This is a genomic window from Metabacillus arenae, from assembly GCF_014773385.1.
In the GTDB taxonomy this organism is placed as follows: domain Bacteria; phylum Bacillota; class Bacilli; order Bacillales; family Bacillaceae; genus Metabacillus_D; species Metabacillus_D arenae.
In genome coordinates, this window is sequence record NZ_JACXAI010000026.1 from 24511 (window position 1) to 48687 (window position 24177).

The 24177-nt window shown below is 39.2% G+C and carries 26 protein-coding genes and 1 pseudogene; 3 read left to right on the forward strand and 24 right to left on the reverse strand.

All coding sequences use genetic code 11. The features are described 5' to 3' along the window. Nucleotides 1–12 precede the first annotated feature (12 nt). The 12 genes from IC621_RS18240 to IC621_RS18295 form a co-directional block, all read right to left on the reverse strand. Complete coding sequence (locus tag IC621_RS18240; protein ID WP_191160082.1) at nucleotides 13–768, reverse strand: class I SAM-dependent methyltransferase; 756 nt, start codon at nucleotides 766–768, stop codon at nucleotides 13–15. Nucleotides 769–920: 152 nt separating this feature from the next. After that, entirely contained in the window at nucleotides 921–1208 is a 288-nt protein-coding gene (locus tag IC621_RS18245; RefSeq protein WP_191160175.1) for an ArsR/SmtB family transcription factor, read from the reverse strand. A 481-nt stretch (nucleotides 1209–1689) separates the two neighbouring features. Then, a complete protein-coding gene (locus IC621_RS18250; RefSeq protein ID WP_191160084.1) occupies nucleotides 1690–2466 on the reverse strand; it encodes a DeoR/GlpR family DNA-binding transcription regulator in 777 nt (258 codons plus the stop codon). A gap of 3 nt (nucleotides 2467–2469) precedes the next feature. Next, a complete protein-coding gene (locus IC621_RS18255) occupies nucleotides 2470–3657 on the reverse strand; it encodes a saccharopine dehydrogenase family protein (RefSeq protein ID WP_191160086.1) in 1188 nt (395 codons plus the stop codon). Then, a complete protein-coding gene (gene phnW, locus IC621_RS18260) occupies nucleotides 3654–4769 on the reverse strand; it encodes a 2-aminoethylphosphonate--pyruvate transaminase (RefSeq protein ID WP_191160088.1) in 1116 nt (371 codons plus the stop codon). The genes IC621_RS18255 and phnW overlap by 4 nt, the downstream gene beginning before the upstream one ends. A gap of 20 nt (nucleotides 4770–4789) precedes the next feature. Beyond that, entirely contained in the window at nucleotides 4790–5590 is an 801-nt protein-coding gene (gene phnX, locus IC621_RS18265) for a phosphonoacetaldehyde hydrolase (RefSeq protein WP_191160090.1), read from the reverse strand. 12 nt (nucleotides 5591–5602) lie between these two features. Beyond that, on the reverse strand, nucleotides 5603–7360 hold the full coding sequence (locus IC621_RS18270; protein WP_191160092.1) for a putative 2-aminoethylphosphonate ABC transporter permease subunit: 1758 nt from the start codon (nucleotides 7358–7360) through the stop codon (nucleotides 5603–5605). Then, nucleotides 7361–8374 carry an ATP-binding cassette domain-containing protein gene (locus tag IC621_RS18275; protein WP_191160094.1) on the reverse strand — a complete coding sequence of 338 codons (1014 nt, stop codon included), beginning with the start codon at nucleotides 8372–8374 and terminating at the stop codon, nucleotides 7361–7363. A 293-nt stretch (nucleotides 8375–8667) separates the two neighbouring features. Then, nucleotides 8668–9738, reverse strand: a complete 1071-nt coding sequence (locus tag IC621_RS18280; RefSeq protein WP_191160096.1) for a putative 2-aminoethylphosphonate ABC transporter substrate-binding protein — start codon at nucleotides 9736–9738, stop codon at nucleotides 8668–8670. Between the two features lie 204 nt (nucleotides 9739–9942). Further along, nucleotides 9943–10407, reverse strand: coding sequence for a helix-hairpin-helix domain-containing protein (locus IC621_RS18285; protein WP_191160098.1), 465 nt, complete (start codon nucleotides 10405–10407; stop codon nucleotides 9943–9945). A 74-nt stretch (nucleotides 10408–10481) separates the two neighbouring features. Further along, nucleotides 10482–11003: a GNAT family N-acetyltransferase gene (locus IC621_RS18290; protein ID WP_191160100.1), complete on the reverse strand. Its 522-nt coding sequence runs from the start codon at nucleotides 11001–11003 to the stop codon at nucleotides 10482–10484. Nucleotides 11004–11020: 17 nt separating this feature from the next. Continuing rightward, nucleotides 11021–11656 carry a YczE/YyaS/YitT family protein gene (locus IC621_RS18295; protein ID WP_191160102.1) on the reverse strand — a complete coding sequence of 212 codons (636 nt, stop codon included), beginning with the start codon at nucleotides 11654–11656 and terminating at the stop codon, nucleotides 11021–11023. A gap of 188 nt (nucleotides 11657–11844) precedes the next feature. Between IC621_RS18295 and IC621_RS18300 the strand changes: the two genes are divergently transcribed. Together IC621_RS18300 and IC621_RS18305 are read left to right on the forward strand one after the other, a co-directional pair. After that, the gene (locus IC621_RS18300) at nucleotides 11845–12213 is read left to right on the forward strand and encodes a DnaJ family domain-containing protein (protein WP_191160104.1); all 369 of its coding nucleotides are present in this window, start codon (nucleotides 11845–11847) and stop codon (nucleotides 12211–12213) included. 370 nt (nucleotides 12214–12583) lie between these two features. Beyond that, nucleotides 12584–13363, forward strand: coding sequence for a VOC family protein (locus IC621_RS18305; protein WP_191160106.1), 780 nt, complete (start codon nucleotides 12584–12586; stop codon nucleotides 13361–13363). Between the two features lie 175 nt (nucleotides 13364–13538). Here the strand turns inward: IC621_RS18305 and thiE are convergent, their stop codons facing one another. The 6 genes from thiE to IC621_RS18335 form a co-directional block, all read right to left on the reverse strand. Further along, nucleotides 13539–14192, reverse strand: coding sequence for a thiamine phosphate synthase (thiE, locus tag IC621_RS18310; protein ID WP_396653063.1), 654 nt, complete (start codon nucleotides 14190–14192; stop codon nucleotides 13539–13541). A 4-nt stretch (nucleotides 14193–14196) separates the two neighbouring features. Continuing rightward, nucleotides 14197–15003, reverse strand: coding sequence for a hydroxyethylthiazole kinase (gene thiM / locus IC621_RS18315; protein ID WP_191160110.1), 807 nt, complete (start codon nucleotides 15001–15003; stop codon nucleotides 14197–14199). 59 nt (nucleotides 15004–15062) lie between these two features. Beyond that, the gene (locus IC621_RS18320; protein WP_191160113.1) at nucleotides 15063–15824 is read right to left on the reverse strand and encodes a LamB/YcsF family protein; all 762 of its coding nucleotides are present in this window, start codon (nucleotides 15822–15824) and stop codon (nucleotides 15063–15065) included. Next, nucleotides 15824–16837 carry a 5-oxoprolinase subunit C family protein gene (locus IC621_RS18325; RefSeq protein ID WP_191160115.1) on the reverse strand — a complete coding sequence of 338 codons (1014 nt, stop codon included), beginning with the start codon at nucleotides 16835–16837 and terminating at the stop codon, nucleotides 15824–15826. The genes IC621_RS18320 and IC621_RS18325 overlap by 1 nt, the downstream gene beginning before the upstream one ends. After that, nucleotides 16834–17541 (reverse strand): 5-oxoprolinase subunit PxpB, encoded by a 708-nt coding sequence (gene pxpB / locus IC621_RS18330; protein WP_318153082.1) that lies wholly within the window; start codon nucleotides 17539–17541, stop codon nucleotides 16834–16836. Before pxpB ends, IC621_RS18325 begins: the two co-directional genes overlap by 4 nt. A gap of 146 nt (nucleotides 17542–17687) precedes the next feature. Then, nucleotides 17688–18692 carry a DMT family transporter gene (locus IC621_RS18335; RefSeq protein ID WP_191160119.1) on the reverse strand — a complete coding sequence of 335 codons (1005 nt, stop codon included), beginning with the start codon at nucleotides 18690–18692 and terminating at the stop codon, nucleotides 17688–17690. Between the two features lie 100 nt (nucleotides 18693–18792). Here IC621_RS18335 and IC621_RS18340 point away from each other — a divergent pair, with 100 nt between their 5' ends. After that, on the forward strand, nucleotides 18793–19371 hold the full coding sequence (locus tag IC621_RS18340) for a helix-turn-helix domain-containing protein (RefSeq protein WP_191160121.1): 579 nt from the start codon (nucleotides 18793–18795) through the stop codon (nucleotides 19369–19371). Nucleotides 19372–20148: 777 nt separating this feature from the next. Here the strand turns inward: IC621_RS18340 and IC621_RS18345 are convergent. The 6 genes and pseudogenes from IC621_RS18345 to IC621_RS18365 form a co-directional block, all read right to left on the reverse strand. Further along, entirely contained in the window at nucleotides 20149–21486 is a 1338-nt protein-coding gene (locus tag IC621_RS18345) for an MATE family efflux transporter (protein WP_191160177.1), read from the reverse strand. A gap of 14 nt (nucleotides 21487–21500) precedes the next feature. Further along, a pseudogene (locus tag IC621_RS18350) lies at nucleotides 21501–21820 on the reverse strand (ATP-binding cassette domain-containing protein); the annotation flags it as partial. Between the two features lie 153 nt (nucleotides 21821–21973). Next, nucleotides 21974–22462 (reverse strand): GyrI-like domain-containing protein, encoded by a 489-nt coding sequence (locus IC621_RS27060; RefSeq protein ID WP_318153083.1) that lies wholly within the window; start codon nucleotides 22460–22462, stop codon nucleotides 21974–21976. Nucleotides 22463–22628: 166 nt separating this feature from the next. Next, a complete protein-coding gene (locus IC621_RS27065) occupies nucleotides 22629–22829 on the reverse strand; it encodes an AraC family transcriptional regulator (protein ID WP_318153084.1) in 201 nt (66 codons plus the stop codon). Next, the gene (locus tag IC621_RS18360; protein WP_191160123.1) at nucleotides 22830–23099 is read right to left on the reverse strand and encodes a hypothetical protein; all 270 of its coding nucleotides are present in this window, start codon (nucleotides 23097–23099) and stop codon (nucleotides 22830–22832) included. Nucleotides 23100–23111: 12 nt separating this feature from the next. After that, nucleotides 23112–24176, reverse strand: coding sequence for a lactonase family protein (locus IC621_RS18365; protein WP_191160125.1), 1065 nt, complete (start codon nucleotides 24174–24176; stop codon nucleotides 23112–23114). Between the last annotated feature and the right edge of the window lies 1 nt (nucleotide 24177).

Consider the following 24177-nt stretch of genomic DNA (forward strand, 5'->3'; position numbering starts at 1 on the left):
GTAATGTTCATGTTATCCTTTAATCGCTTCAAATGTAAACGTCTGATCATGATGAGAAGGTTCTTTTTCATATTGATAATCCGCTGAAAGAGTAATGCCTGAGAATCCAATCCGTTCTAATATTAATTTGAACTCTTTTATTCCATACCATCTTTGCGGAAGTCGCTGAAGCTCACTTTTCATTAATTCTCCTTGTTTCCATTTCTCATATTTCAAGAAACTTACACTGTATTGATTCAAAAAGTCTACTTCAACCATCTTAGTCTCAAGAGTGATCAATTCGCCAGCCTTTGTATTCCACGACTTCGTTGTGACTGTATTTGGAGACAACTCATTTTGTAAATATAGATCAAGGATTAGCTTGCCGCCAGTTTCAAGATGATCGTAGAAATTTTTCAGGGCTTGAATCGATTCTTTACGGTCTTCAATCAGCAAAAAGGTTCCTGCAGGCAAGATGATAGCCTCGTACTTTTTCGGCAATTTGAAATGATGCATCTCCATTTGATAAAGAGTGGGTTTGATTCCCCTTTCCTCGCACCTTCCTCGGCATGATTGCAGCATATGGACAGAATGATCCAATCCTTCTACTTTAAATCCAGCTTCAAGCAGCGGAATCAAGACTCTCCCAGAACCAGTTCCAGGTTCTAATACATGGCCTGAAACACTTTTTAATCTTTTTTTATAATATTCGATATCACCAAAAGTATGGCCTAGCGGTTTATCCAGATCGTACACTTCTGTTGCAAGTTCACTATAAGAATGAAACATTCAAGTCTTTACCTCCCGCAATTGCTTGAATAGCTTGGCACACTTTATAAAGAGTGAGAGCTGATCTTTTCCTTATTAGGTATTCCCAACTTTACTGTAATTTCTTCTTATGTTTTGGAAAACGCTTGTGCTACATAATCAAAATGCTGCAATTACCCAATATGAAATAAACAACAAAGCTTTTTAGACAGCAGGTGGTTCGCTTCTTTTTCATTTAATTCATAATAGCTCCAAGTTCCTTTTGTTGTTTTTATTATAAGGCTTGCATCCAATAAGATTTTCAAATGATAGGAAAGCTTTGATTGCGGCATTTCTACCACATCACTTAAATCACAAACACACACACTTCCTCTCTTTACAATCTCATTCAGAATTTGTAATCTCTTCTTGTCAGCCAGTGCCTTAAATTTCTTCTCATAAAGCTCAAAGGTTTGCTCTATGGATAAATCTTTATGGATGAATTCTGCCATTTACGTTCCTCCTGTAGGAAAATTCAGTTAACGCTTCACCTATGTGAGTTTTTTTGGGGGATTCTTTAATTATCTTCATTATAGAAAAGCGAATCTTATCCAACAAGCTTTCAATTTTATTTCTAAATAAAGACAATTTGCTTCAAGTATCACATCAGATCTCAATTTTTTGTTTTATCAGAACGAAGTTTTTGAGACAGCCTTTTTATTCGACGTATTTCCCCAGAAATATTTCCGGGGAAACATTTTCTCGTAAGATCAGACAAAAATAAGACTAAAAACTTAATGGCGGCTTGTCCAATGCTGACAAATAAAGAGGAGCCTTCTGGAAAAAAGTTATTTTTGCCCTGTTTGGAGACTTGCTTATAACCTTAAACTATTTAGCGTTTGAACTCGATAAAGATAACATTCTTTTGATAAAAAAATCGGCCAAGGATTGGCCGATTTTTTTCTAGCAGGTTATCCATTCACACTTTAATGAAGAAAGCTCCCAGTCTTCAGGAACGGGGACATCTGATAAAACTTTATTAATAGTAGATAGGCTTGCCATTTTAAAATTTGCTTTTACGCCTAACTTCGAATGATCAGTAAGCACGAAGGCCTCAGTAGAATTTTTGATAAGAATTTTTGCCATTGATGATTTTTCTAAATCATAACATGTCAGTCCATCATCAGGAAGAAGTCCATCAATTGAGATAAATGCCTTATCAATAAAAAATTCCTTTGCCATTTGTTCTGCAAGTGAACCCGAAGTTCGATAGTGGCGGCAGCGGACAATTCCTCCAATAAAGATGACTTCCCCATTAAATTGCTGCTTATTTGCATAGCATAGAAGTTTAGATGCCGCTGGGAACGAGTTTGTGATGATCGTTATATTGTTCAGATCGCATAAATTGTGAATCATTTGGAGGGTAGTACTTCCTTCATCAATAAATATGACGTCTCCGTCACTTATAAAAGATACTGCCCGATCAGCAATCCTGCGCTTTTCTTCAATATGAAGAATTTCTCGTTCGAACATGGATGGCTCTTCTGCTTCACCATCCAATTTCACAGCACCGCCGTATACTTTCTTTAGCTTTCGTTCACTTTCCAATTCTTCAAGATATCTGCGTATTGTCTCAGTAGAAACAGCGAAGCTTTGTGCAAGATCATTCACACGTACTTTCCCATTCTGATCAATGAGTTCGATAATCACTCGTTTTCTTTCCTCAGCTAATAAAGACATCCTCTAAACTCCTTGCTCTATTTTCATTTCTACTTTCGTTACTTGTTCTTTGACAAATATACCACGTTTTTCTAATTCTTTGAATATAAGGGTGGGATCAATAAAGGCTTCTTCTGGAATGACAATCCCTTTTTGTTGTACCACTCCTTTGGCCAAAAGTTCTGTCGCAATAGCAAATGGAATGGCAACATTTCTTGTGTAGGCTCTTAGTTTTTCCCAGCCCTTCACACTTCCATCTGAAGACGGGTGAGTATGGGTGAGAGTATGCTTATACGTGTTGCAGTCTTTTTGACCGATCACTTCAATGTGCAAGGCATATCCATATAACTCCGTCTCAGTTCCTTCTCTAGATTGATATAAATATTCTGATATACAATCTAAAATACCGACATTCATTCCATTTATTGAAATCTCATCATTCCGTAAAAAACCATACTCATATAAAGCGCGCACAAGCTTCATGTTTGGCTCCGGCCATTTACCTCTTACTTCTATTAACTTTACACCTTTCCCACTTAAAGCCTTAGCCAGAGTTTTCGTCTCAGAATGAGGAATAATATATTGGATCCCCTTCCCGTATGGTTCAGGCAGTTCAATTTCTCTTGGTCTTGCAAATGGCGGAACCTGTATAAATTCGCCATTTTCATAGACGACCCTTGTTGGAAGATTTGGATCGTATTCATAGGTTGTCGTTTCGGTTATTGATTTTGAGAAGGCAATGGGACGATACGATCCATGGCTTACACGGACAGATTCCACTGTATCAAGCTGACCTGCTGCATGCATCGCCATCATTTGCGTTAATCCAGGCGTCATTCCAAAGCCAGGCAGACATGTCCTTCCCCTTGAAACAAACAAATCATGGTGCTCATCTTCCTCGCCAAAACCATTTAAATTAATACCATGACAGCCCGCTTCTGCAATACAAGCAGTTGATTTACCATTTAACGTGATTGTCGTACCATCCATCACAATGTCATAACCTTGCATTTTTTTTACTGTATCCTCATGGTCAAATACGTTCACCTTTATAAAATCAACACGAGGATCGTCCAGCCATTCTACTACCTTTCTCCCTTCTTCTTCATTAAAATCCGCCACTGTAATTTTTTCAAAAGAAGAGAATTGGACTAAATCTAAAATTGCTTCTCGACAAATCTTTCCTGCTCCGCCAAGGCAAAATACTTTCATACACTAAAAACCCCCTCACTTAAGTTTACGTCCTTCACTGTCTCTACTAATCTCTCAATATCTTTAGGATACACTTCACCAATATTTCCTATCCGGAACGTTTCGACCTTAGAAATTTTACCTGGGTATATAACAAAACCTTTTTCTTTCAACCTTTTATAAAAACTCTCAAATGTAAATTCACGATTTTTTGGATAAAGAAAAGATGTGATAATCGGTGATTGATCCTCTTCTTTTAGAAGTGGTTTAAAGCCATTTTCCATCATTCCGCCCACTAATCGTTTTTGATTACATCTGTACCTCTCATATCGGGCAGGTACTCCACCTTCTTTTTCAAGCTCCAATAATGCTTGGTAAAATGCCCTGACCACATGGGTTGGAGAAGTAAACCGCCACTTTCCATGGTGCTCTTCCATTGTTCTATATTGATCATACAAATCTAGTGATAACGATCTGGCAAAACCTTTACAACCTTCAAGCTCTGCCCGATTTGCAATAACAAATCCGAACCCGGGTACACCTTGAATGCATTTATTTGCACTGCTAATTAAGTAATCTATTCTAAGCGCTGAGACATCTATTTGAATTCCTCCAAAGCTGCTCATCGCATCAACAATTGTCACTTTGTGATATTCCTTTGCTAAGCGGCATACTTCTTCAATCGGATTGAGCATACCTGTTGTTGTTTCACAATGAACGACAGCAACATGAGTAATATCAAGATCTGTGTCCAATATTTTCTTTATCTCTGAAAGATTTGTTGAAGATCTCTCATCAGTTACACTAACGGCAACAGGTATATTCAGCATTTTTGCCATTTGAACAATCCGGTCCCCATATGCTCCATTGGTTGCGATTAATAGCTTTCCTTTATCCTGTGGAATGACAGAGCCAATAACCGATTCTACGCAAAACGTTCCGCTTCCCTGCATGAGGACTGCAGTATAAGCATCCGAATCGTTAGCTGCTAAAGCTGTTAACCTGTTTCTTACTTCTTGAACCAATTCATTATAATCTTGATCCCATGTGCACCAGTCTCTAAGCATAGACATGCGAACTTCTTTAGAAGTCGATAGCGGTCCTGGTGTTAAAAGCAAATAAGGATTTTCCATGTCCACCCCACCAATCCAATTTAAGAATGATTTATACTTAAATGATTATTTATCTCCTCAAGAACACTAGGAAGCTCTTCAAAGCGATCAATTACATAGTGAGCTCCAGCTTGGAAGAAACGTTCTCTGATAGCCGCCATCTTTTCAGTTAATACGCTTGATTCCATTCCTTCAACCTCTTCCTGCGAAAGTCCAAGCTCATTACTTCCTAAAATAATCCCAACTGTCAACATACCGGCATTTAGCCCTTCCTTCATATCTGCCACTGTATCTCCGACCTTCACAAGCCTTTTCATCGGGAAAATGCCTAGCTCCATTGCGTTTAAATAGCACATCCAAGGAAAAGGCCGCCCTTCTTTCACATCATCAGGAGTAGCAAGATAGTCAGGTTCATACCCTTTTTCCTTTGCTTTAGGTGCGACAATATTCATCATATCCTTTGTATAGCCTGTGGTTGAGCCGATTTTATACCCTAGCTCGCGAAGCTGTTCAACAGTTTGCAAAACTCCTGGAATCGGGGTTGTATACTGAGGAAGTACTTCAAACAGCATATATTCAAAATTTTCGTACATTTCATTGATATCCCTTTGAGTAGGAGCTTGCCCATGAACCTCAAGCCATTTCCCTTTTACCCGCGGCATTTCAGCAATTGCCCGGACATGGTCAAGCTTAGGCAGACCCATTGGTTCTCTCGCTTCCTCAGCCGAGATTTCTACACCTTTCTTTTTAAAAATTTCTATAAATACCTTTAAGGGGGCAAAGCACCCATAATCAATTACTGTTCCAGCCCAATCTAAAACAATACCCTCAACTTTGTTCATCCTTACTCCTCCTTATGATTTTTGCCAGATAGCAGATCGCTTTCGAATGGCTTTGGTTGATACTTCGTAGATAATACGTACAGCGATGTTCGTCACGACAATTAAAACACTCATGGCTGCGGCAGATGCTACATTTCCTGCATCATCCATATTAACGATCGAAATTGCTGCCAGCTTGAAGTCCGCTGAATATAAGAAAATAACAGCTGAAACGGTGACCATTGCATTCACAAAATAATACATCGCCATTTCTAAAATGGCCGGCAGGCACATCGGCAATGTGATCGTAAAAAATGTTTTATAGAACGGAACTCCCATTGATTCAGACACTAAGTCATATTCCTTATCCAACTTTTTCAATGCTGTTGTCGCCGTTATAAACGTGACAGAATAAAAGTGGACAATATTTGCAATAACAATAATTGCGATCGTTCCATATAAAAAGTTGAAAGGATTGCTTAATTCAAATCCAAACAACGTAAAATCCTGTTTACTAAAAAAGAAAATGTAACTTAAACCAATGACTAAACCTGGGACTGCCAAAGGTAAAATGGATAGAAAGTAGCTTATCTTTCTTAGTCCTGTCATTCTCCTGAACTTTTCAATGACATATGCATAAATAAACGTAAAGATTGTTCCAAAGACTGCTGTGAGCGCCGAAGCTATTAAACTATTTTTATATGCGGATAATCCATCTCCAGAGAAGCTATTAAACTGAAAATGTTCAATGGTTAAACTCAAATCGTAGGGCCAAATTTTGACACTCGCTGCAAGCAAAACGGAAAGCATTAGGATCAAAATCACCATTGATATACCCGAACAATAGAAGAAAGCAAGTATATCTCTCCGCTTATTTTTCTTCAGTTGGTAGGGAACAGATTTTGATGTTAAATAGTTTACTTGTTTTCTTTGAGTGAATTGATCTATTCCAAAAGCAAAGACTGCCGGCAGCATTAAGATCATCCCTACTGCAGCTCCCATTGCCATATTTTGTTGACCAATCACTTGTTTATAAACATCTGTTGCGAGCACATCATACTGCCCGCCTAAAATCTTAGGCGCTCCATAGTCGGTAAAGCTTAATGTGAAGACGACAAACAGAGAACTAATCAAGCCATATTTAACGGATGGAAGTGTAATAACAAAAAACTTTTTCATATTGTTTGCTCCCATCGTATCAGCTGCTTCATATAGGCGATTATCTGACCCTTGCAAAGCAACAACCATAATGAGAAAAGCTTGCGGAAAGGTGTAAATCACCTCTGCTATCACAATCCCAATTGGGCCATATAAATCAATTTTCACCCCCGGCAGCATGTTAAAAAATCCATTTGTAACCATCCCTTGGTTCCCAAATAAATACACAAGCGCTATCCCATGCATCATTGTAGGAGCGAATAAAGGTAATAACGCTGAATATCGAAAGAACGTCTTCCCTTTGACATTGGTTCGTACGATTGCATAGCTATAGGCGAAAGCAAGACTCACAGATAGTACAGTAGTTAGAGTTGAAACAAATAGCGTGTTTTGTAAAGACTGCAGGAGAGCGGGTGTTTGAAAATATCGTATAAAGTTCTCGAGTCCTGCAAATGCTCCTTTTTCATTTAAAAAAGCTTGTACAAACAATGACAGCAGCGGAAACACAAGGACAATACATAGGGACAACACCACGAGGAAAATAAGAATCCGCTGCAGCCACTCGTTTGTACCAGCTTTTTGCCTGATCGCTTTTTTCTTATTAAAAATCGCTACCTTTTCTGCTAATTGCATTTAAACAACCACCTGTTCCTTATATGCTAGTATGCGGTTTTCAGGTAAGGTAATCGCCAATTGGCTGCCTTTTTGGATGTTTAGCCTATGGGCGATATGAGCGGAAACATCCACCTTTACTAATTCATTGAATAACGAAGATGTTGGTTCAACAACCTTTACTTTTAGGCGGTAAACAGGGCCTTTAAATTCAACAGTCTCTACAATAGACAACAAACCATTTTCCTCTGTAACTTTAATATGCTCAGGCCGTATTGCTACAACATCCTTAAGATTCGAATGTTTATTGATAAAATTAATCGAACCGATAAAGTCCGCAACAAATGGGTGATTCGGTTGATAATAAACTTCTTGTGGAGTACCTGTTTGAACAATCTTCGCATTATTCATCACAATAATTTTGTCTGCCATGGTCAGCGCTTCTTCTTGATCATGGGTGACCATGATTGTTGGTATCCCTGTCTTTTCTTGAATCATACGGATTTCATATCTCAACTTTTCCCTGACCTTGGCATCAAGCGCTGACAGCGGCTCATCTAATAATAGAAATTCAGGTGATAATGCAAGAGCTCTTGCTAGAGAAACACGCTGCTGCTGTCCACCTGATAACTGCGCAGGATGTTTGTCCATTACATGTAATAGATCAACCAGCTCCAGTGCTTCCATTGCTTTTTCACGAACCTGCTGTTTAGGGATTTTCTTAGCTTTTAAACCAAATTCAACATTTTTCAAAGCAGTTAAATTCGGGAACAAGGCATAGGATTGAAAGACAATGCCGAAGTTCCTTTTAGCAGGCGGTAAATTGGTGATGTCCCTTTCGTTAACATAAATTCTCCCTTTTGTTGCTTGATCCAAACCGGCAATTAGACGCAATAAAGTAGTTTTCCCGCAGCCACTCGGACCCAGAAGACAAACAAACTCATTTTTATTCATCTGAAAAGAAATTTGCTCTAATGCTGTAAATTGTCCAAAGTGCTTGCTGACACCTTCTACCTTTAAAAAAGAATTTGTCACAACTCGTCCACCCTTTCTGGAAGTGAGAAGCTAGATGCAAGAATATAGAAATCAGCGAAAAACCCGATCTCTTATAAATAACCACCTTAAGCTCCTTCGTACTTTGTCTAACTTTACCTTTTGAATTGATAAGAAAATCCTCATGGCCTGGTCCTTTGGCGACAAAGACGAGCCGCCAGCAGGTTGTTCTTTAACTTTCTCAGCGGATAGGCTTATGTAGGAGTAGCTGATAGCGCCTTGACCCAGACATGGGAATTTGCAGCCTTGCCATGAGATCGTTCTGCCAGAATTATTTATTCTTTTGGTTCGGCTTTGCCTCCAAATTCAGACTCCCACTTTTCCAGGATAGAATCACGATTTTTTGCAGCCCATTTAAGATCATTTTCCTTATACATTTTGTCTTCCACGGTTTCTGGAAACCCTTCAGGCTTTTCAAAATCGTTTTCCATTGTAGAGAAACCATTTGCATCATAATATTTTTTCATGACATCTTCAGAAACAGCCCAATCCAAGAATGCCTTTGCTGCCTCTTCGTTTTTCATATTTTCTTTATTAATAAGGCCATTTGCCTCAACATCCCAGCCTAAACCTTCCTCAGGCATGATGACCTCAACAGGTGCGCCTGTTTGCTTTTGAGTGACACCGCTGTATACAAGTGAAATTCCAATCGGATATTCACCTGATGCTGCCTGTTTTGCAGGCTTTGAACCAGAGTGAGTATAGGCTGCTATATTCTCATGAAGATCAGACATATATTCCCATGCCTTTTCTTCACCCATCATTTGCACCCAAGCATTTACGGTTAAGTACCCAGTACCAGACGAAGCAGGATGAGGCATAACAATTAGCCCTTTATATTCCGGCTTACTTAAATCTTCATATGATTTAGGGTTTGGCAGATTACGCTTTTTAAGTTCTGTCGTATTCACAACAACCCCTGTCATAAAGGCTGTATTCCCTACCCATTTTTCCGGTTGCTCAGAATCTTTATATTCTGGTAAAACTTTTTCTGAACCTTTCGGGGTGTACCCTTTTAACAAATCTTTTCCTTCAAGCGCCAGAAGACTTGAAGCAGCAAGTCCCCAAACGACGTCAGCCTTCGTATTCTCTCCTTCAGCCAGCAGCTTAGCTGTTACAACTCCTGTAGAATCTCGCACAATATTCAATTCGACGTTCGGATATTGTTCTTCAAACGATTTTAAGTATTCAGGGATTAATTCTTCTTCAATAGCTGTGTAAACCGTTAATTCTCCTTTAACCTTTTCGTTTGCTGATTGTTTTCCGTTGCTTGAATTTGAGCCGCAAGCTGCTAACACTGAAAGAGATAAAATTAATATAAATACTTTTATTATGTGGTTTTTCATTGTTTTTCTCCTTTTTTATTAATTTTGTTTCTTAAGTACAATATAAAACCACATTATTGAGCTAGTATTAATAAATTGTAAAGATATTGTTTTTTTGTGTATTTCATTTGTTTTAAGTTGTTTTTTAAAAAATTAAGCTTAAAAACAACAAAAAAGAACCATGGCCAAAATGACCAATGGTTCCCTTTGTTTGGTTTAAAAGCTTTATTCATGCCAGGCCTTAGAAGGTCTGTCACTTGGATATCCATGCTTTTCTCTATAGGCTTTTCTTTCCTCTGTGAAATCCCACCAGTTTTTCTTACTCCCTGGGTGATTCGCATGATGGACTATACATCTTATAGAATCCTCGACACAAGGATCCATCCATACCCCGTAATATTTTTCCAATTCGAGCGTTAAATCTTCCCCGCGGCAGTTTCTAATTTCCTCAAATGAATGGTAGCCAAGATCTATCACAACCCAATTGGCAAGCTTTGGACCGATAGAGGGAATGGCTTGAAATAAAGCTAATGCAATTAGCTCCTTTGCTCTATTTTGAGAAATTTTAAGGCACTTGGCCAGTTCCTCTTCCTTGTAATTTTTCACGGCAGAAAGCCTGATTTTATTTTTTCTAAGGCAGTCCCGTTCCTGATCTGTTAAGGGAAGCTTTGGCGTCTTCTCGTTTCCCATCCAAATTTCACCTTCTTTTAAACAAACGTTTGATTATATTATTGAACGTTCATTTTTTATGTAAACTTATATTTTTATAATGTTATCCAATACCTTAAAACCACATTCCCATTATCTTCAACGAATTCAGATTCCAATTTTCCATGATTGCTTACTATCGTTTTTGAAGAGGCTGTATTATCTTTATCACAAGTAACTAGTACCCTCTCCAGTCCAAGGTCCCTCGCTTTTTCCAATGCAAGCCTTAACATCATTTTGGCATATCCATTTTCACGAGCACTCGGCCGGACTCCGTATCCAATATGTCCGCCCTTTTTTAGCAAGTACTCATTTAAACGGTGACGAATATTTACAGCACCTAGCATCACATTGTCCTTATTCATCAGCCAGTAGGTAGAATGTGGCACAAAGGTTTCTGGAATATTAATCCCTTCTTTATAATCATTCATTTTTTCAATAAGCGTGGAAAAAGGCTTCGGCTCAAGTCTTAACACAAAAGGAACCATGGTTTCTCCTGCTTCACACCATTCTTGCACCATTTCTTCATAAGCTTTTTGAAAAGAAAGGGCTGGCTCTACTAATCTTACACCGTTCATATCATCACCTCTAAAAGTCATAGCGCTGCACTTTTCTTCTTGTTCCCTGTTTTCACTATTTCCAGGAGTCTTCTAAGCCATTTTAAAGCATACTGAAAGACAGGGCTTTGGATAAGCGTATAAATAAATGAAACGATAAAAATTGGACCACCTAGTAAAAAGCCAATGAACAAAACAACACTTTCTACTAAAATACGGGCTCTGCTAATGGACATCCTAGTCTTATCACTGATTAATAGCATAAACCCATCTCGGGGACCTGCCCCCATCCCTGCTGCAACATACATTCCTCCCCCGACCCCTGTAATCACTATCCCGCAAAATAGAATGAAATAGTCCAACCATGTATACGTGGCTTGAGGCAGTATATCCAACCACAGGAAGAAATCCATAATCGGACCAATTAAAATGGCATTTAAAAAAGTTCCATAATGAATATACCTTCGATCAACGATAAGAGAAATAAGAATAAGGAAAAGTCCGCAAATGACTGCCCAAGTTCCAATCGTAAGGCCAAATCTTTCAAAAAGGGAAACATTCAGAACCTCCCAAGGATGAAGACCGAGAAACTGAACCTTGACAGCAATCGCGTTACCAAGAGCATACAGAACAAGCCCAAAAAAGAAAAAAATCCCCCTCACTGCTATAATCATCTGTTATCACCACTATTTTCTTAAATACTTCAACATCTTAAAAATCCTATTTACCATATTATGCTATTCCAATAAGAAAGAATCAATTAATTGGTTTCGAGGATTTCCTAAACTACCTTAACAAGGAAACTGAAGGCCTCCTATTGAATAGTAATAGAAAGTGATGTTTACTAATGGAGGTGTTCAATATGAAGGATCATGATCACACGAATTGGATAGATTCTATTTTTCAAGAGGAAGAGAAAAAAGGAAACGTAAATAAGCTCCCCGGATTTGGAAAACCGCTTCCTAAAAAATCACTTGAAGGGGACATTTTCACAAACATTGTAAAACGCGCTAACTACTTGCCTGTATGGGTCAGCACTCAAAAATCAATTCACGAAAAGATCGAAAAGGCGATCAATCTCCTATCTTATAATCAATTAGCAGAAGCAGAAAAGCTCGTAGAAGAAATTAATATCGCGATTAAAAAATATAATTCCATATGCCCGCCTTCCATGCAAAAATGCCTTGTACAATTGGAGAAGCTATCAGATCAGCAAAAATATTGGGAATGATAATGTAATAATTAATAGGTAAGTCTCAAGAGTTAAATAAACAGTGGATGGCGCAAATTTAACCTTGATCTAGACAGTATCACTCTTGTCTAGACAATAATTTTTCAAATCGGCAAATAATAGTTCGCTTCCAGATAATAAATCTTCAAAATCGGCAAATAAATTTTACGACTCGGCTCAAATAAGGGGAGCTTCAGACAATAAAACTTAAATGAAGACAATTTAAGTGGACCTCTCATTAGCTTCTTTGCAATTTAGCTTTTTATGTTTCCTTTCTACCATACCCGCTTCTATGCTCGGGCAATCTATTTTTTAATAAAGGAAAATAGGGTACTCTTCTAGTAAAAGGAAAGAACGAAGGAGGTAACAAATGAAATTAGATCATGTGGTGCATTATGTGGAAAAGCCTGCAAAAGAAGCAGCCGGCCTTTTTCAATTACTTGGATTTCATACGATAGCAGGCGGTATTCATGATAAATGGGGATCGTCCAATAGCTTATGTTATTTTGACCTCTCATATCTTGAATTTTTGACCATTGATGATCGAAAAAAAGCCCTGCAATCAGATAATCCTCTTATCCAGCTTGTAGGTAATCAGAAAAACGAAGGGCTCTATCAGGTGGCCCTAAGAACAAATGAGATGAATTCACTTGTAGAAAGATTTAAACAAAAAGGGTTAAATGTAATGGGTCCCTTCCCTGGGCAGAGAAAGCGGGCTGATGGAAAACTGCTTGAATGGAAGATGTTGTTTGTTAGCCACCAGGAGGCTTCTTATCCATTACCATTCTTCATTGAATGGAAGGATTCAGATGAGGAGCGCAGAAGAGATTTAGAGGAAATCGGCGCTATTCTGCCACACCCAAACAAGTATACTCATATTTATGAGGTAGGGTATGCGGTCAAACAGCCTACACTAGCTCTCAAACAGTGGAAGGAATGGTTTGGGATCGATGGTGAAGAATATGTGGACGAGTCTTTCATACACGGAAAAGGAGTCCGCTTGCTTCTGGATGATGTTTTCATTACATTCCTAACTCCAAAAGGAGATTCAGAGTTTTCTTATACCAATGAGGGACCGTTATATGTTTCTTTGACCGAACGGTTTCAATCTAAAGTAAAAGAGATTATGGGGGGTTATTATATTCTATAATCTATGTTGATAGTCAGGTGCAAAGCCTGACTACTTTTTTTAGCTGACCTACCTGAGTTCTCTAACAATCAGTCATATCTGTTTGAATTACCTCAAATTCAGCGTGGATATTCATACTTTTTCTAATGAAACTCGCCATCAGATCAAATAAATTTATTCTGATGGTGAGTTCCGTTTATAGAAGTACCTGTTTCTTCAATTCATTGACCGCTTCTGATACAGATGCGGCATGACTTATCGCAGTTATAACCGAAACACCATCTGCTCCCGCCTTCACAACTTGTCTCGCATTTGAAGCATTGATCCCGCCGATTCCTATAAATGGAATGGTTATACCGTTTTCCCTCAAATCTTTAATAAGGGAGAGGCCTTGTACAGCTCTAGTGTCCTGTTTCGTTTTTGTCGGATAAATTGGTCCAAGGCCTAAGTAGTCTGCTCCGCTTTCAATCGCCGCCTGGGCTTCTTCAATTGAGTGAGCGGAAACCCCGAGAATTTTATTACCGATTTTCTTCCTCACGATTTCGACCGGTTCATCCTCCTGCCCGATATGCACTCCATCTGCATCTAACTGAAGGGCCAAATCGATATCATCGTTTACAATAAAAGGGATTTGGTTCTCTCTGCAGATTGCCAAAAGTTTTTTGCCTAACTCTGCCTTTTCTGTTCCTTTTAATGCCCCTGTCCCTTTTTCCCGAAACTGAAAAAGAGTGATGCCTCCTGCGATTGCTTCCTTTAACACTTCTTCAGGCTTTTGCAGACAATTGGGACTTCCCATAATAAAATACACTTTTAATAATTGACTTAATTGTTCATGATCCACTGTCACAATCCCCCTATAATTTCTCGATTGAAAGTCTATTTTCTAGTTGTTCAGCGGAAATAAGAGAGAGTTGATTTATTAATTCCACCTGGAAGCTTCCTGGACCGTGTTCTGCTGTTTTCTCAGCGGCTATTTCGGCAGCTGCTCCATAAATGGAAAGGGCAGCCACAGAGGCGTTAAATAGATTCTTTTCTACAGCAGCAAAAGCACCAACAATCGAAGTTAATAAACATCCTGTTCCCGTTACTTTAGTGAGAAGCGGGTGACCGTTATGTACAAGGAAGGTCGTCTTTCCGTCTGTAATTACATCTTCTCTTCCTGTTACAATGACAATATTTTTTAATTTTTGGGCGGTAGATATGGCAAGCTTGGTTTTATCCCCACTCCCTTCCCCAGCATCAACTCCCTTTATGGACCAGGTTTCACCTGCTATATTGGCTATCTCTGCAGCATTTCCCCTAATAATTGCAGGGTTAATCTCGCGGATTACCTTTTGAGCCGCGGCGCTTCTATAAGGGGTTGCTCCTGCTCCAACTGGATCAAACACAACTGGAACGTTCTGTTCATTTGCCGATTTTCCTGCTAGGATCATCGATTCTACTACAGATTCATTTAGAGTCCCAATATTTAAGACGAGAGCCCCTGCAATCTTAGCCATGTCTGCCGCTTCTTCTGGGGCATATGCCATAACAGGCGATGCCCCAAGAGCTAACAGGCCGTTTGCTGTAAAGTTTGTCACAACTACGTTAGTTATATTATGAACGAGCGGGTTGTTAGCCCTTACTCTTTCTAGTAATTCACAGATTTTCACTTTTTCCATTTAACTATTCTCCTCCATTGATGATTGACCATGTACGACTTCGCCATTCAATTCCGCACTCATTCTTTTGGTTTCTTGATCGTAATACCTGCATCTAGCAATGCTGTGGTAATATATTTTGCGAAGTCCACTGCATTCTCCCCATCTCCATGAATACAGATTGACTCGGCCTTTATCTTGAGATCTGTTCCCTGAAGACACGTAACTTTTCCTTCTTTAACCATTCTGATGACTTGGTTTACAGCTAGTTCGTGATCCTTAATTAGTGCATTTAGCTCAGATCTTGATGTTAATGTTCCATCACTTTGATAGGTCCGATCCGAAAAAACCTCATTTACCGTTTTCATTCCTATTCTTTCTCCCGCCTTAACCAGTTCGCTTCCGGCTAATCCGTAAAGAATTAGTTCAGGATCGATTTTATAGACTGCTTCAGCTATGGCTTCAGCAAGGAGCTGATTTACTGCTGCCATATTATAAAGAGCCCCATGAGGCTTTACATGCTGGAGCTTTCCCCCTTCTGACAAGACGAAGCCTGAAAGTGCTCCAATTTGGTAAACTGCCATATCATAGGCTTCCTGGGGTGAAATATCCATCATTCTTCTACCAAACCCTGCTAAATCTTGCAGGCCCGGATGTGCACCGATCCCGATGTTTTTTTCCAAAGCCATTTTGACTGTTTTTCGCATCGTACTTGGGTCACCAGCATGGAAACCACAGGCTATGTTTGCAGATGTAATATAATTTAGAATTTCTTCATCTCGGCCGATTATATAGGAACCAAAGCTTTCTCCCATATCGCAATTAAGATCAACTGTGAACACTATGATTCCCCCTGTTTTATTTTCAAAAGTATCCCTTGTTTCAATTGCTCCAGCTTCTCTTCTTTTTCAAAGATTAACCGCTGAGATTCTTCATGAGATATTTCAACAAATTGAACATATTCACCTGGCTTTAACTGAGCCATCAAAGGGATATCAACTGATGCAATCTGGCCGATCTTTGGATAACCACCAGTCGTTTGCCGGTCAGAGAGCAGAATGATCGGATTCCCTTCCGCTGGAACTTGAATCGTTCCATGTGAGACAGCTTCAGAAATCATTTCGGTTGAGTTTTCAAACTTTAAGACAGGCCCTTTAAGCCTGTAGCCCATTCGATCTGATTGATTGGTTATTTCAAAACGCTCAGAGAATAAGCTTTTCTGACTATCTGGTGAAAATAAAGAGAATTGTCTTCCTTTAATGACGCGAACGTAAGACGGAGACATGGGGTTTGGAATAAGATCAGCAGAAACAGACCAGTCCATTTCGACAACCGATTGGTCTAACAATCGTACCATTAATTGTTCCTTGATTTTTTGAGAGTAAGGATTCAGTTTTCCAGTATTTATTGTATCATTTGCTTTTAAAGCGCGACCCTTATATCCACCAATGCCAGCTCGCAAATAGGTAGATTTGCTATTTAATACTTCCTCTACGTCAAATCCTCCTGCAATCGCTAAATAAGTACGACAGCCATGTTTGACTCCTGCAAAGCTCAATCTGCTGCCTTTCTTCACCAAAACAGGCTTCCACATATGGACAGGCACTTTATTAATACGAGGAGAAAGATCTCCACCGCATACTGAGATTAATGCGTCCTCGTTAAACTCGATGGACGGGCCAGTCATTGTCATCTCTATTGTGGCATCAGATTCCTTATTACCTACAAGATGATTCGCAATACGATGTGAAATTGGATCCATCACTCCGCTTGTAATTACACCAATCTTCTGAGAACCATACCGCCCTAAATCTTGAATACTTGTCAGGAGGCCAGGCTTTTTAATCGTGATCATTGCATGTCCTCCTTCAAATGTTGATAGTACTCAAACGAAATAGAGTTAAATTTAATTCGATCTCCTGCCTTTAAAAGTGATGGATGTTCCTCATTTGGACGGAATAATTTTAATGGCGTTCTTCCTATTAACTGCCAACCTCCCGGGGTTTCAATCGGATAGACACCTGTTTGTTTCCCGGCAATCCCAACAGAACCTTCTGGTATCTTTAGTCTCGGAGTATCTTTTCTTGGAGCAGCTATTTTTTCAGACATGCCCCCTAGATAAGGAAATCCTGGAGCAAATCCAATCATATAGACAAGATATTCCCCTTTTGTATGAATATCTATCACCTCATTTTCAGACAACTGGTTGTGCTCAGCTACAAAAGGTAAATCAGGACCGATTTCGCCTCCATAACAAACAGGAATTTCCACCACCTTGGATGGCACACTTTCTTCCTCTTTAACATTCTTTAAAATACTAATAAGATAGTCGCAAACGAAATCATAAGGCAGCTTTCCGTTATTTATCCCAATTTTTATCGGATCATAATATACAGCAACAGTTGTAAAAGCAGGAACATATTCTAGTAGCCAATCTACGGATAAAGTCTCTAGTTTGCCCAAAATCACTTTTACTTTTTCATGATTTTTTATTGTAATATCATCACCAAGCTCAATAATAACAGCTTGATCTCCTAATGGATGAAGGTGAAAATCCATCCTCATCCCTCCTATTTGAATAAAAAATATTTTGTAATAACCTTAATCTTATAATACCAATTCAATAGCTTTTGCTTCCATTTTTACTATACCCTTGCTGCAGATTCATAAGCTTGAAAATAAATATTCACAGAAAAAGGTGCGTCTCAATATGGGCGCACCTTGTCATTGATCATACTCTTTTGATTTTGTCGATGAAGGACAACCATCTTCTTTTGCTTAATACCTAATCTTGCTGAGTAGAAACTGTGGACCGCCATGCCAATGACAATCAATGCTATCCCTATCCATGTAATGCCGCTCGGTAAAGGACTTGATAAAAGGATAACCTCGCCAATCAAGACGAACAATACTTGTGTCGATTGAGCAGCCTCAACTGATGCAAGTCTTCCCTGGTGATTTCTGACTCGGTCTGTCGCAATAAAAAATAAAGTAGTAGCAATGACGCCAGAGCAAATGGCAACTATAAATGACTGTGCTACCTGGCTGCCAGATGGCAAGCCGACTCGTATAAGACCATACGCACTTATAATGAACCAAAATGGAAGACTTGCGATTGTCATCCCCAGCACTCTCTGGAAAGTATCAAGTCTTCCCCCGCACAGCTCCATCATTTTTCGATTTCCTAATGGATATGCAAATGCAGCAGCAACAACAGGTAATACTCCCAGTAAAAGCTCGCTTAACGATACTTGGCTTCCCTTTTGCCATTGAATTAAGACAACTCCAATGACAATAATGAATGAAATACATAGAGCACCGAAGGGAATTCTTTGCCTTCTTTTTGATGAGCCTTTCTTTTCAAAAAACAATGGAGCAAGTAACGTCCCCGCTACAATGGTAAACTGCCAAGTACCAGCAACTAACCAACCTGGTCCATACGATGCTGCAAATGTAATGGGGGCATAAAATAACACAAATCCGAAAAAACTCCAGCAGAGCCATTGGAGCGGATTCATGAGCATTTCATCGATTACTTGTTTTAAATTCCTGCGAGCGATTACAATGATAAGTAAGAAAGGGACCATAAAAAAGAACCTTAAGGAAGAACTCCATATCCAGCTTCCTCCTGCCAGCTCCATTGAACGATTTAAAATAAATGTAACGGCAAAAAACATGGAAGCGATGATCCCTATTAAGATCTCTTTCATATGGCAATCCCCCTTGTCGATATATTATAATTAATCATCAGTATAATATATAATATCACAAATCCTTTTTAATTTGTTTATATTTTTTAGGAGGATGCAAATGAATGACCACCAACCAACAAATAATGCAAACCAGCTGGCAAAAAGAGTAGGCATCACCCTCCGCCGAATTCGGCAGGAAAAAGGGCTGAGCTTGCAGGAATTATCTAACATCACAGAAGTCAGCAAACTAACCTTAGGGAATATCGAACGTGGAGATGCTAATCCTTCCCTCTCCGTTATTTGGAAAATCGCAAATGGACTGTCTATTCCCATTTCCGCCTTACTAAACGAAAGCAATGAGATCATTATCTCTAGAAATAATGAGGGCAATCAAGTGATCAGTGCTAACGGGGCATGCACACTAGAACCAATCTTCGATTCTTCGGCTTACGGCTCAATGGAAATCCATAGGGCAACTTTAAAGCCAAATAGCAGCTACTCTCCGGATCCCCACCAACATGGGGTAATCGAGTACGTCACCGTCATGAAAGGAGAAGCCATCATTAAAATTGAGGAAGACTCCTATCACTTATACGAATACGATTCTATTAAATTCAATGGGGACCTAAACCATGCTTATATGAATCCAGCCTCATCTACCACAGTATTACATTTTGTTATGACTTATGCACGATGATGTGAACGAAAAGCTATGGGACGCTTGTCCTTTGGCGGTAAGCATTCGGGCGAGCCGGCAAGAAGGTTGTTCTTTAACGTTCTCAGCCAGCTCGGATTATGACAACCGAAGGGCAAATGGCCTGGAGCTGGACAACGGTAACTAACTTTAATCAACTTAAACTTTCGAAGCTATAAGAAAAACCCTTCGCTTTTTTCTGGAGGTATGAAGGCGGAGGTGGGAATTGATGGGGCTGTCCAATAAGTCGATTTTTCGGCTATTGATTAACATTCTTGGTTTTCAATTAATAATGAATTTGCCCTTTTCGGACAGCCCTTTTTATTCTGTACTCTTTGACTAGTTTTTTAAGGATGTTTCACTTCTTTTTGCCATATTTCAAACGATTTCTGTTTGTTCATTCTATATCAAACACCTATTTGCTCTTGATCACCCTCATCAGTAGTTTACTTATCTTCGATTTTTCCCTTTATATCTTCGAAATCTGAAATTTATCTCCGAAATCGGCAGACTTATCTTCGAAAATTTCAAAATATCGATTATTCGACATAAATCAACAAAACTAAGTGGTATATAGGGTCTTACATAGTAGTTAAACCTCCCAAAATGGGATGCCTTCTAAATTCTGATCCTTCAATGAAAAGCAAATGCGTCCGTCTATCGGCGACAAGCAGAAGCCAACCCGGCAGGAAGGTTGTTCATTAACCTTTTTGACGGGTTGGCTTATAAGACATAGAGGCCGATTGTACTAGTGCTAGACATTGAAAAAAGGAGCTTCATCTAACAAACTTCAATATTATTTTGAGAATACTCCTTTTTCAAAAATAGTTTCCTCGTTAAGCTTGGAACAAACATTACTAAAAATATGGAACGTCCAAAACTAAAAATGATAAACGCTAACCATAAACCATGATTCCCAATAGCAGGAACAAGCGTAAATTGAGCGATTACAAAAACGATTAATGCCAAAACCATCGAGTTTCGAATAGGCACTGCCTCGGTTGCCCCTGTAAAGACCCCATACAATACGATTCCAAGGCTTGCTGTAAGCGGAAATAATACAATCCATTGTCCGTAAGTGTTAGCTAGTTCAATTACAATTGGAATCTTAGTAAAGAAAAGAAGGAAATAATCGCCAAAAAAGTGAAAACTCCCCGAAAGAATAATCGATGAAAATACAGCCCACTGAATGGATAACTTAAGGGTCTTATGATATAACTTTTCATCATTTGATCCTATCGCTTTTCCAGTCAAAATACTCGAGGCATTGGAAAAGCCGTCAAAGAAATAAGCCATTATGTAATGGATTTGGATAAGAATGGCGTTAGCTGCAAGTATCTCTGTTCCAAATGAAGCCCCCATTCCGGTAAACAAATTAAAGACGATTAAAAGGCATAAAGTTCTTATAAATAAATCCCGATTTACACTCATCATTTTTCTAAAAGAAACAGGATCGATTATTACCTTTAAAGAAGGGAATTTCAGCTTAAAAGCAGAAACCTTTAACACAATGATAACCCCGATAATAAATGCAGCAGCTTCAGCAATTAATGTAGCTGCTGCAACTCCGGATACACCAAGGGAAAACACATTTACGAAGAGCAAATCCAAAGTAATATTTATACAATTCATGAAAACTTGCAAAAGCAATGAGATTTTAATCATTGACATTCCCATTAGCCAGCCGAGAATGACATAATTAAGCAAGGCAAACGGAGCACCCCATATCCGAATTCCAAAATAATCAGACGCATAAGTTTGAACATCAGCATCCTGGCTTAATAACGGCAAAAAGCCATGGAGGATTGGCCATTGAAGAATGATTAAGCAGACCCCGACGAATGCTGCAATAAGGGATGGTCTAGTTAAAGCTATAATTCCTTGTACCTCATTGTTCGCCCCTTGTGCTTGGGCAGCATAGCCTGAGGTGCTTACTCGGAGGAAACCAAATAGCCAGTACATGGTATTAAAGATAATAGTTCCTATCGCAACTGCCCCGATATAGGAAGGATCAGGAAGCTGGCCGACGACTGCTGTATCGACAGCCCCTAATAAAGGAGTTGTTATGGTTGAAATGGTAAGCGGAATAGCTAAACCAAGATAGGCTTTGTGATTCAACATTGTTCACCTCCTTAAGAGTCAAAGACTTGGAGCAGCTCCTTTGTGTAAGGATGCCTTTTATTTGAAAATAAACCTTTTTTCGAGCATTCGTCTACAATTTGTCCTTGCTTCATGACTAGAATACGATCGCTCATAAATTTTACAGCTGCCAGGTCATGTGAAATAAATAGGTAGGATGTTTCTAATTCATCTGTAAGTCTTTTAATAAATTTAATATTTTAGCTTGAATAGACACATCCAGACTGGCCGTCGGTTCATCTAGGATGATGAGAGAGGGTTGAATACTGATTGCTCTAGCAATCATTACCCTTTGTTTTTGCCCGCTCGTTACGATTTATAGAATGTAGTTTAGCATTATTTTGTTAAACTGATCAATATAAAGTTCTTTAAAAAAGACGCAAAGACTCCTTTAGGCCTTTACCTAAAGGAGCTAGCTTCAACTACAAAACAATAAATCTTTTTATACAAGCAGACACTTACAACCTTATTTTATCGGAACCCAGATCTCAGAATATGAATCCGGACTGGCAGGGTCAAGATTTGTATACACTTCAAATGAGGGGGTACCCGCAGGTGCATGTTCATAGCTATTAGATGGGAACCATTCCGAAAAAATTTTCTTCCATGTCCGTATAATCGCTTCTGGAACTTGCCCGCGGACTTCGAAATTCACCCACTTGGATTCTGGAACTTCTAAACTGAATAATCCAGGAGGAAGGTTGCCAGAGTATTCAGCAGCAACCCAATAAACCAGTTCATTCTTCTGTTTACTGTTGTCCACAGACATACCCAATAATCCTGTAATCTCTCCGTTGTCTAATTCGAGTAATCGATTCACTGTTCCATTTTGCTGAGCTTCTCTCCAAAGCTCCTGTATCCCCGGAATTCCCGCTTCCGTACTTTCTTCACATGAAACTTCATTCTTTAATCCGACAACTTGGAAAGCATCTCTTTCGACAATATGATATTTCATAGGTTCTACTCCTTTCAAATTCACCTGAATCGTCATGCGGTTATAGGATTGCAGCTTTCCAATACCCTTTCGCGCATCTCTCGGAGTTACACCATGTTGTTTTCGAAATGCTTTGGAGAAAGCTTCGGGAGTGTCGTAGCCATATTTGTAAGCCAGGTCAATGATTTTATAGATCATGGGCAGCTAACGTTAATCGGCGTCTTCGCATGTATTCTCCGACCGATACATTTGTCAAAATCATAAATGTACGCTGAAATTGGAAGGGAGATATATGAGCTTGTTTTGCTATATCCTCTATCGTGATTGGATCCAGTAAGTGCTTTTCCATAAAGTCAATTGTTTTTTGCAATGATTCAACCATGGCCATCTACAAACTCACTCCTTGACTAAATTCTACATTAGATTTTACCTTAGTTCCTGTCATTTTGTGCTCTGATAGAACAGTAAACAAAAACTCCCTCAGGCTTATACCCAAAGGAGTTCGCTTGCTTCGTTCATTGTTAACAATTCTTTTTATCGATTGCTTAGGATTGCAAACGATCCTTAAATGACGCTGTACTACCTGATCTGCCTTTTCGCAATCCTCAACCTGCGAAAGTCTGACATCAAAAGGATCAGAAATGACTTCAAAATTCACCTGTTTTTCCTCTTACACATTTAGAAACTTTACACAAACAGGATCTGGAACCGTAATATCTGATTGCAGCAGAGTATGGGTATTTGTTGCTTTGTCTCTTTCATACAATGCCATATTGCTTGATTTTTCGTTCGTGACAACCAAAAACTCTTCGCTTGGATCTAAAACAAAATCCCTTGGCCAATTGCCTTCAGAAGAAAGATGCTCGATAAATGTCAGCTTCCCGGCTCCATCTGCTTTATAAACGGCAATGCTGTTATGACCGCGGTTACCTGCATATATTGTGCTGCCGTCAGATGTAACATGAATGGCACTGCACTGGTTGTTTTCATTAAAGTCTGCCGGAATGGTAGAAATCGTTTGCAGCTCTGTAAAGCTCCCATCCTGAGGATTGTATTTCACGACAATGACTTCAGAGCTTAATTCTGTAATAATATAGGCCGTTTCACCATTTGGATGAAAGGCGATATGACGAGGACCGCTTCCTGGCTTAACAGATAAACTGCTTGCTTCTGTTAATTTCCCATCAACCAACTTATAAGTATTGACCTTATCTATTCCCAAGTCTACTGCTATTACATATTTTTCATCAGGGGTAAATCCTGAATAATGAGCATGTGCTTTTTCCTGCCGTTCTAGATTGGGACCAGATCCCTCATGCTGGATTATAGAAGCAGCAGGAGAGAGTTGTCCATTATCTGCGTTTACTTGATAAGATTCAATCGTGCCTTTATGATAGTTAGCTGTAACAACCGCTGTATTGTCTTTGTTTATGCTGACATGACAAGGGTTTGCACCAGGGGAAAGCTGATCATTTATTTCCTCCAATTCCCCTGTTTCAGTATTGATGCTATAGCCTGCTACTCCACCCTTTTCATCTCCTGCTTTCACCGCAAACAAATACTGATTATCTGAACTAACTGTTACATAGGTAGGATTCTTTAGTTCTGCCGCTTCCTTTACGTCTACTATTTTTTTCGCTTCCTTATCAAGCAGGAAACGATAGACTCCTTTGCTGTCTCCCCTTGTGTATGTACCGACATATCCGATGAATTGTTGATTAGACAATGCTTTCACT

Bases quoted from the DNA above. Each gene is read 5' to 3' on its own strand.
- IC621_RS18240 (WP_191160082.1), bottom strand. From the start codon at position 768: ATGTTTCATTCTTATAGTGAACTTGCAACAGAAGTGTACGATCTGGAT.
- IC621_RS18250 (WP_191160084.1), bottom strand. From the start codon at position 2,466: ATGTCTTTATTAGCTGAGGAAAGAAAACGAGTGATTATCGAACTCATT.
- IC621_RS18255 (WP_191160086.1), bottom strand. From the start codon at position 3,657: ATGAAAGTATTTTGCCTTGGCGGAGCAGGAAAGATTTGTCGAGAAGCA.
- phnW (WP_191160088.1), bottom strand. From the start codon at position 4,769: ATGGAAAATCCTTATTTGCTTTTAACACCAGGACCGCTATCGACTTCT.
- phnX (WP_191160090.1), bottom strand. From the start codon at position 5,590: ATGAACAAAGTTGAGGGTATTGTTTTAGATTGGGCTGGAACAGTAATT.
- IC621_RS18270 (WP_191160092.1), bottom strand. From the start codon at position 7,360: ATGCAATTAGCAGAAAAGGTAGCGATTTTTAATAAGAAAAAAGCGATC.
- IC621_RS18280 (WP_191160096.1), bottom strand. From the start codon at position 9,738: ATGAAAAACCACATAATAAAAGTATTTATATTAATTTTATCTCTTTCA.
- IC621_RS18285 (WP_191160098.1), bottom strand. From the start codon at position 10,407: ATGGGAAACGAGAAGACGCCAAAGCTTCCCTTAACAGATCAGGAACGG.
- IC621_RS18290 (WP_191160100.1), bottom strand. From the start codon at position 11,003: ATGAACGGTGTAAGATTAGTAGAGCCAGCCCTTTCTTTTCAAAAAGCT.
- IC621_RS18295 (WP_191160102.1), bottom strand. From the start codon at position 11,656: ATGATTATAGCAGTGAGGGGGATTTTTTTCTTTTTTGGGCTTGTTCTG.
- IC621_RS18300 (WP_191160104.1), top strand. From the start codon at position 11,845: ATGAAGGATCATGATCACACGAATTGGATAGATTCTATTTTTCAAGAG.
- IC621_RS18305 (WP_191160106.1), top strand. From the start codon at position 12,584: ATGAAATTAGATCATGTGGTGCATTATGTGGAAAAGCCTGCAAAAGAA.
- thiM (WP_191160110.1), bottom strand. From the start codon at position 15,003: ATGGAAAAAGTGAAAATCTGTGAATTACTAGAAAGAGTAAGGGCTAAC.
- IC621_RS18325 (WP_191160115.1), bottom strand. From the start codon at position 16,837: ATGATCACGATTAAAAAGCCTGGCCTCCTGACAAGTATTCAAGATTTA.
- pxpB (WP_318153082.1), bottom strand. From the start codon at position 17,541: ATGGATTTTCACCTTCATCCATTAGGAGATCAAGCTGTTATTATTGAG.
- IC621_RS18335 (WP_191160119.1), bottom strand. From the start codon at position 18,692: ATGAAAGAGATCTTAATAGGGATCATCGCTTCCATGTTTTTTGCCGTT.
- IC621_RS18340 (WP_191160121.1), top strand. From the start codon at position 18,793: ATGAATGACCACCAACCAACAAATAATGCAAACCAGCTGGCAAAAAGA.
- IC621_RS27060 (WP_318153083.1), bottom strand. From the start codon at position 22,462: ATGAAATATCATATTGTCGAAAGAGATGCTTTCCAAGTTGTCGGATTA.
- IC621_RS27065 (WP_318153084.1), bottom strand. From the start codon at position 22,829: ATGGCCATGGTTGAATCATTGCAAAAAACAATTGACTTTATGGAAAAG.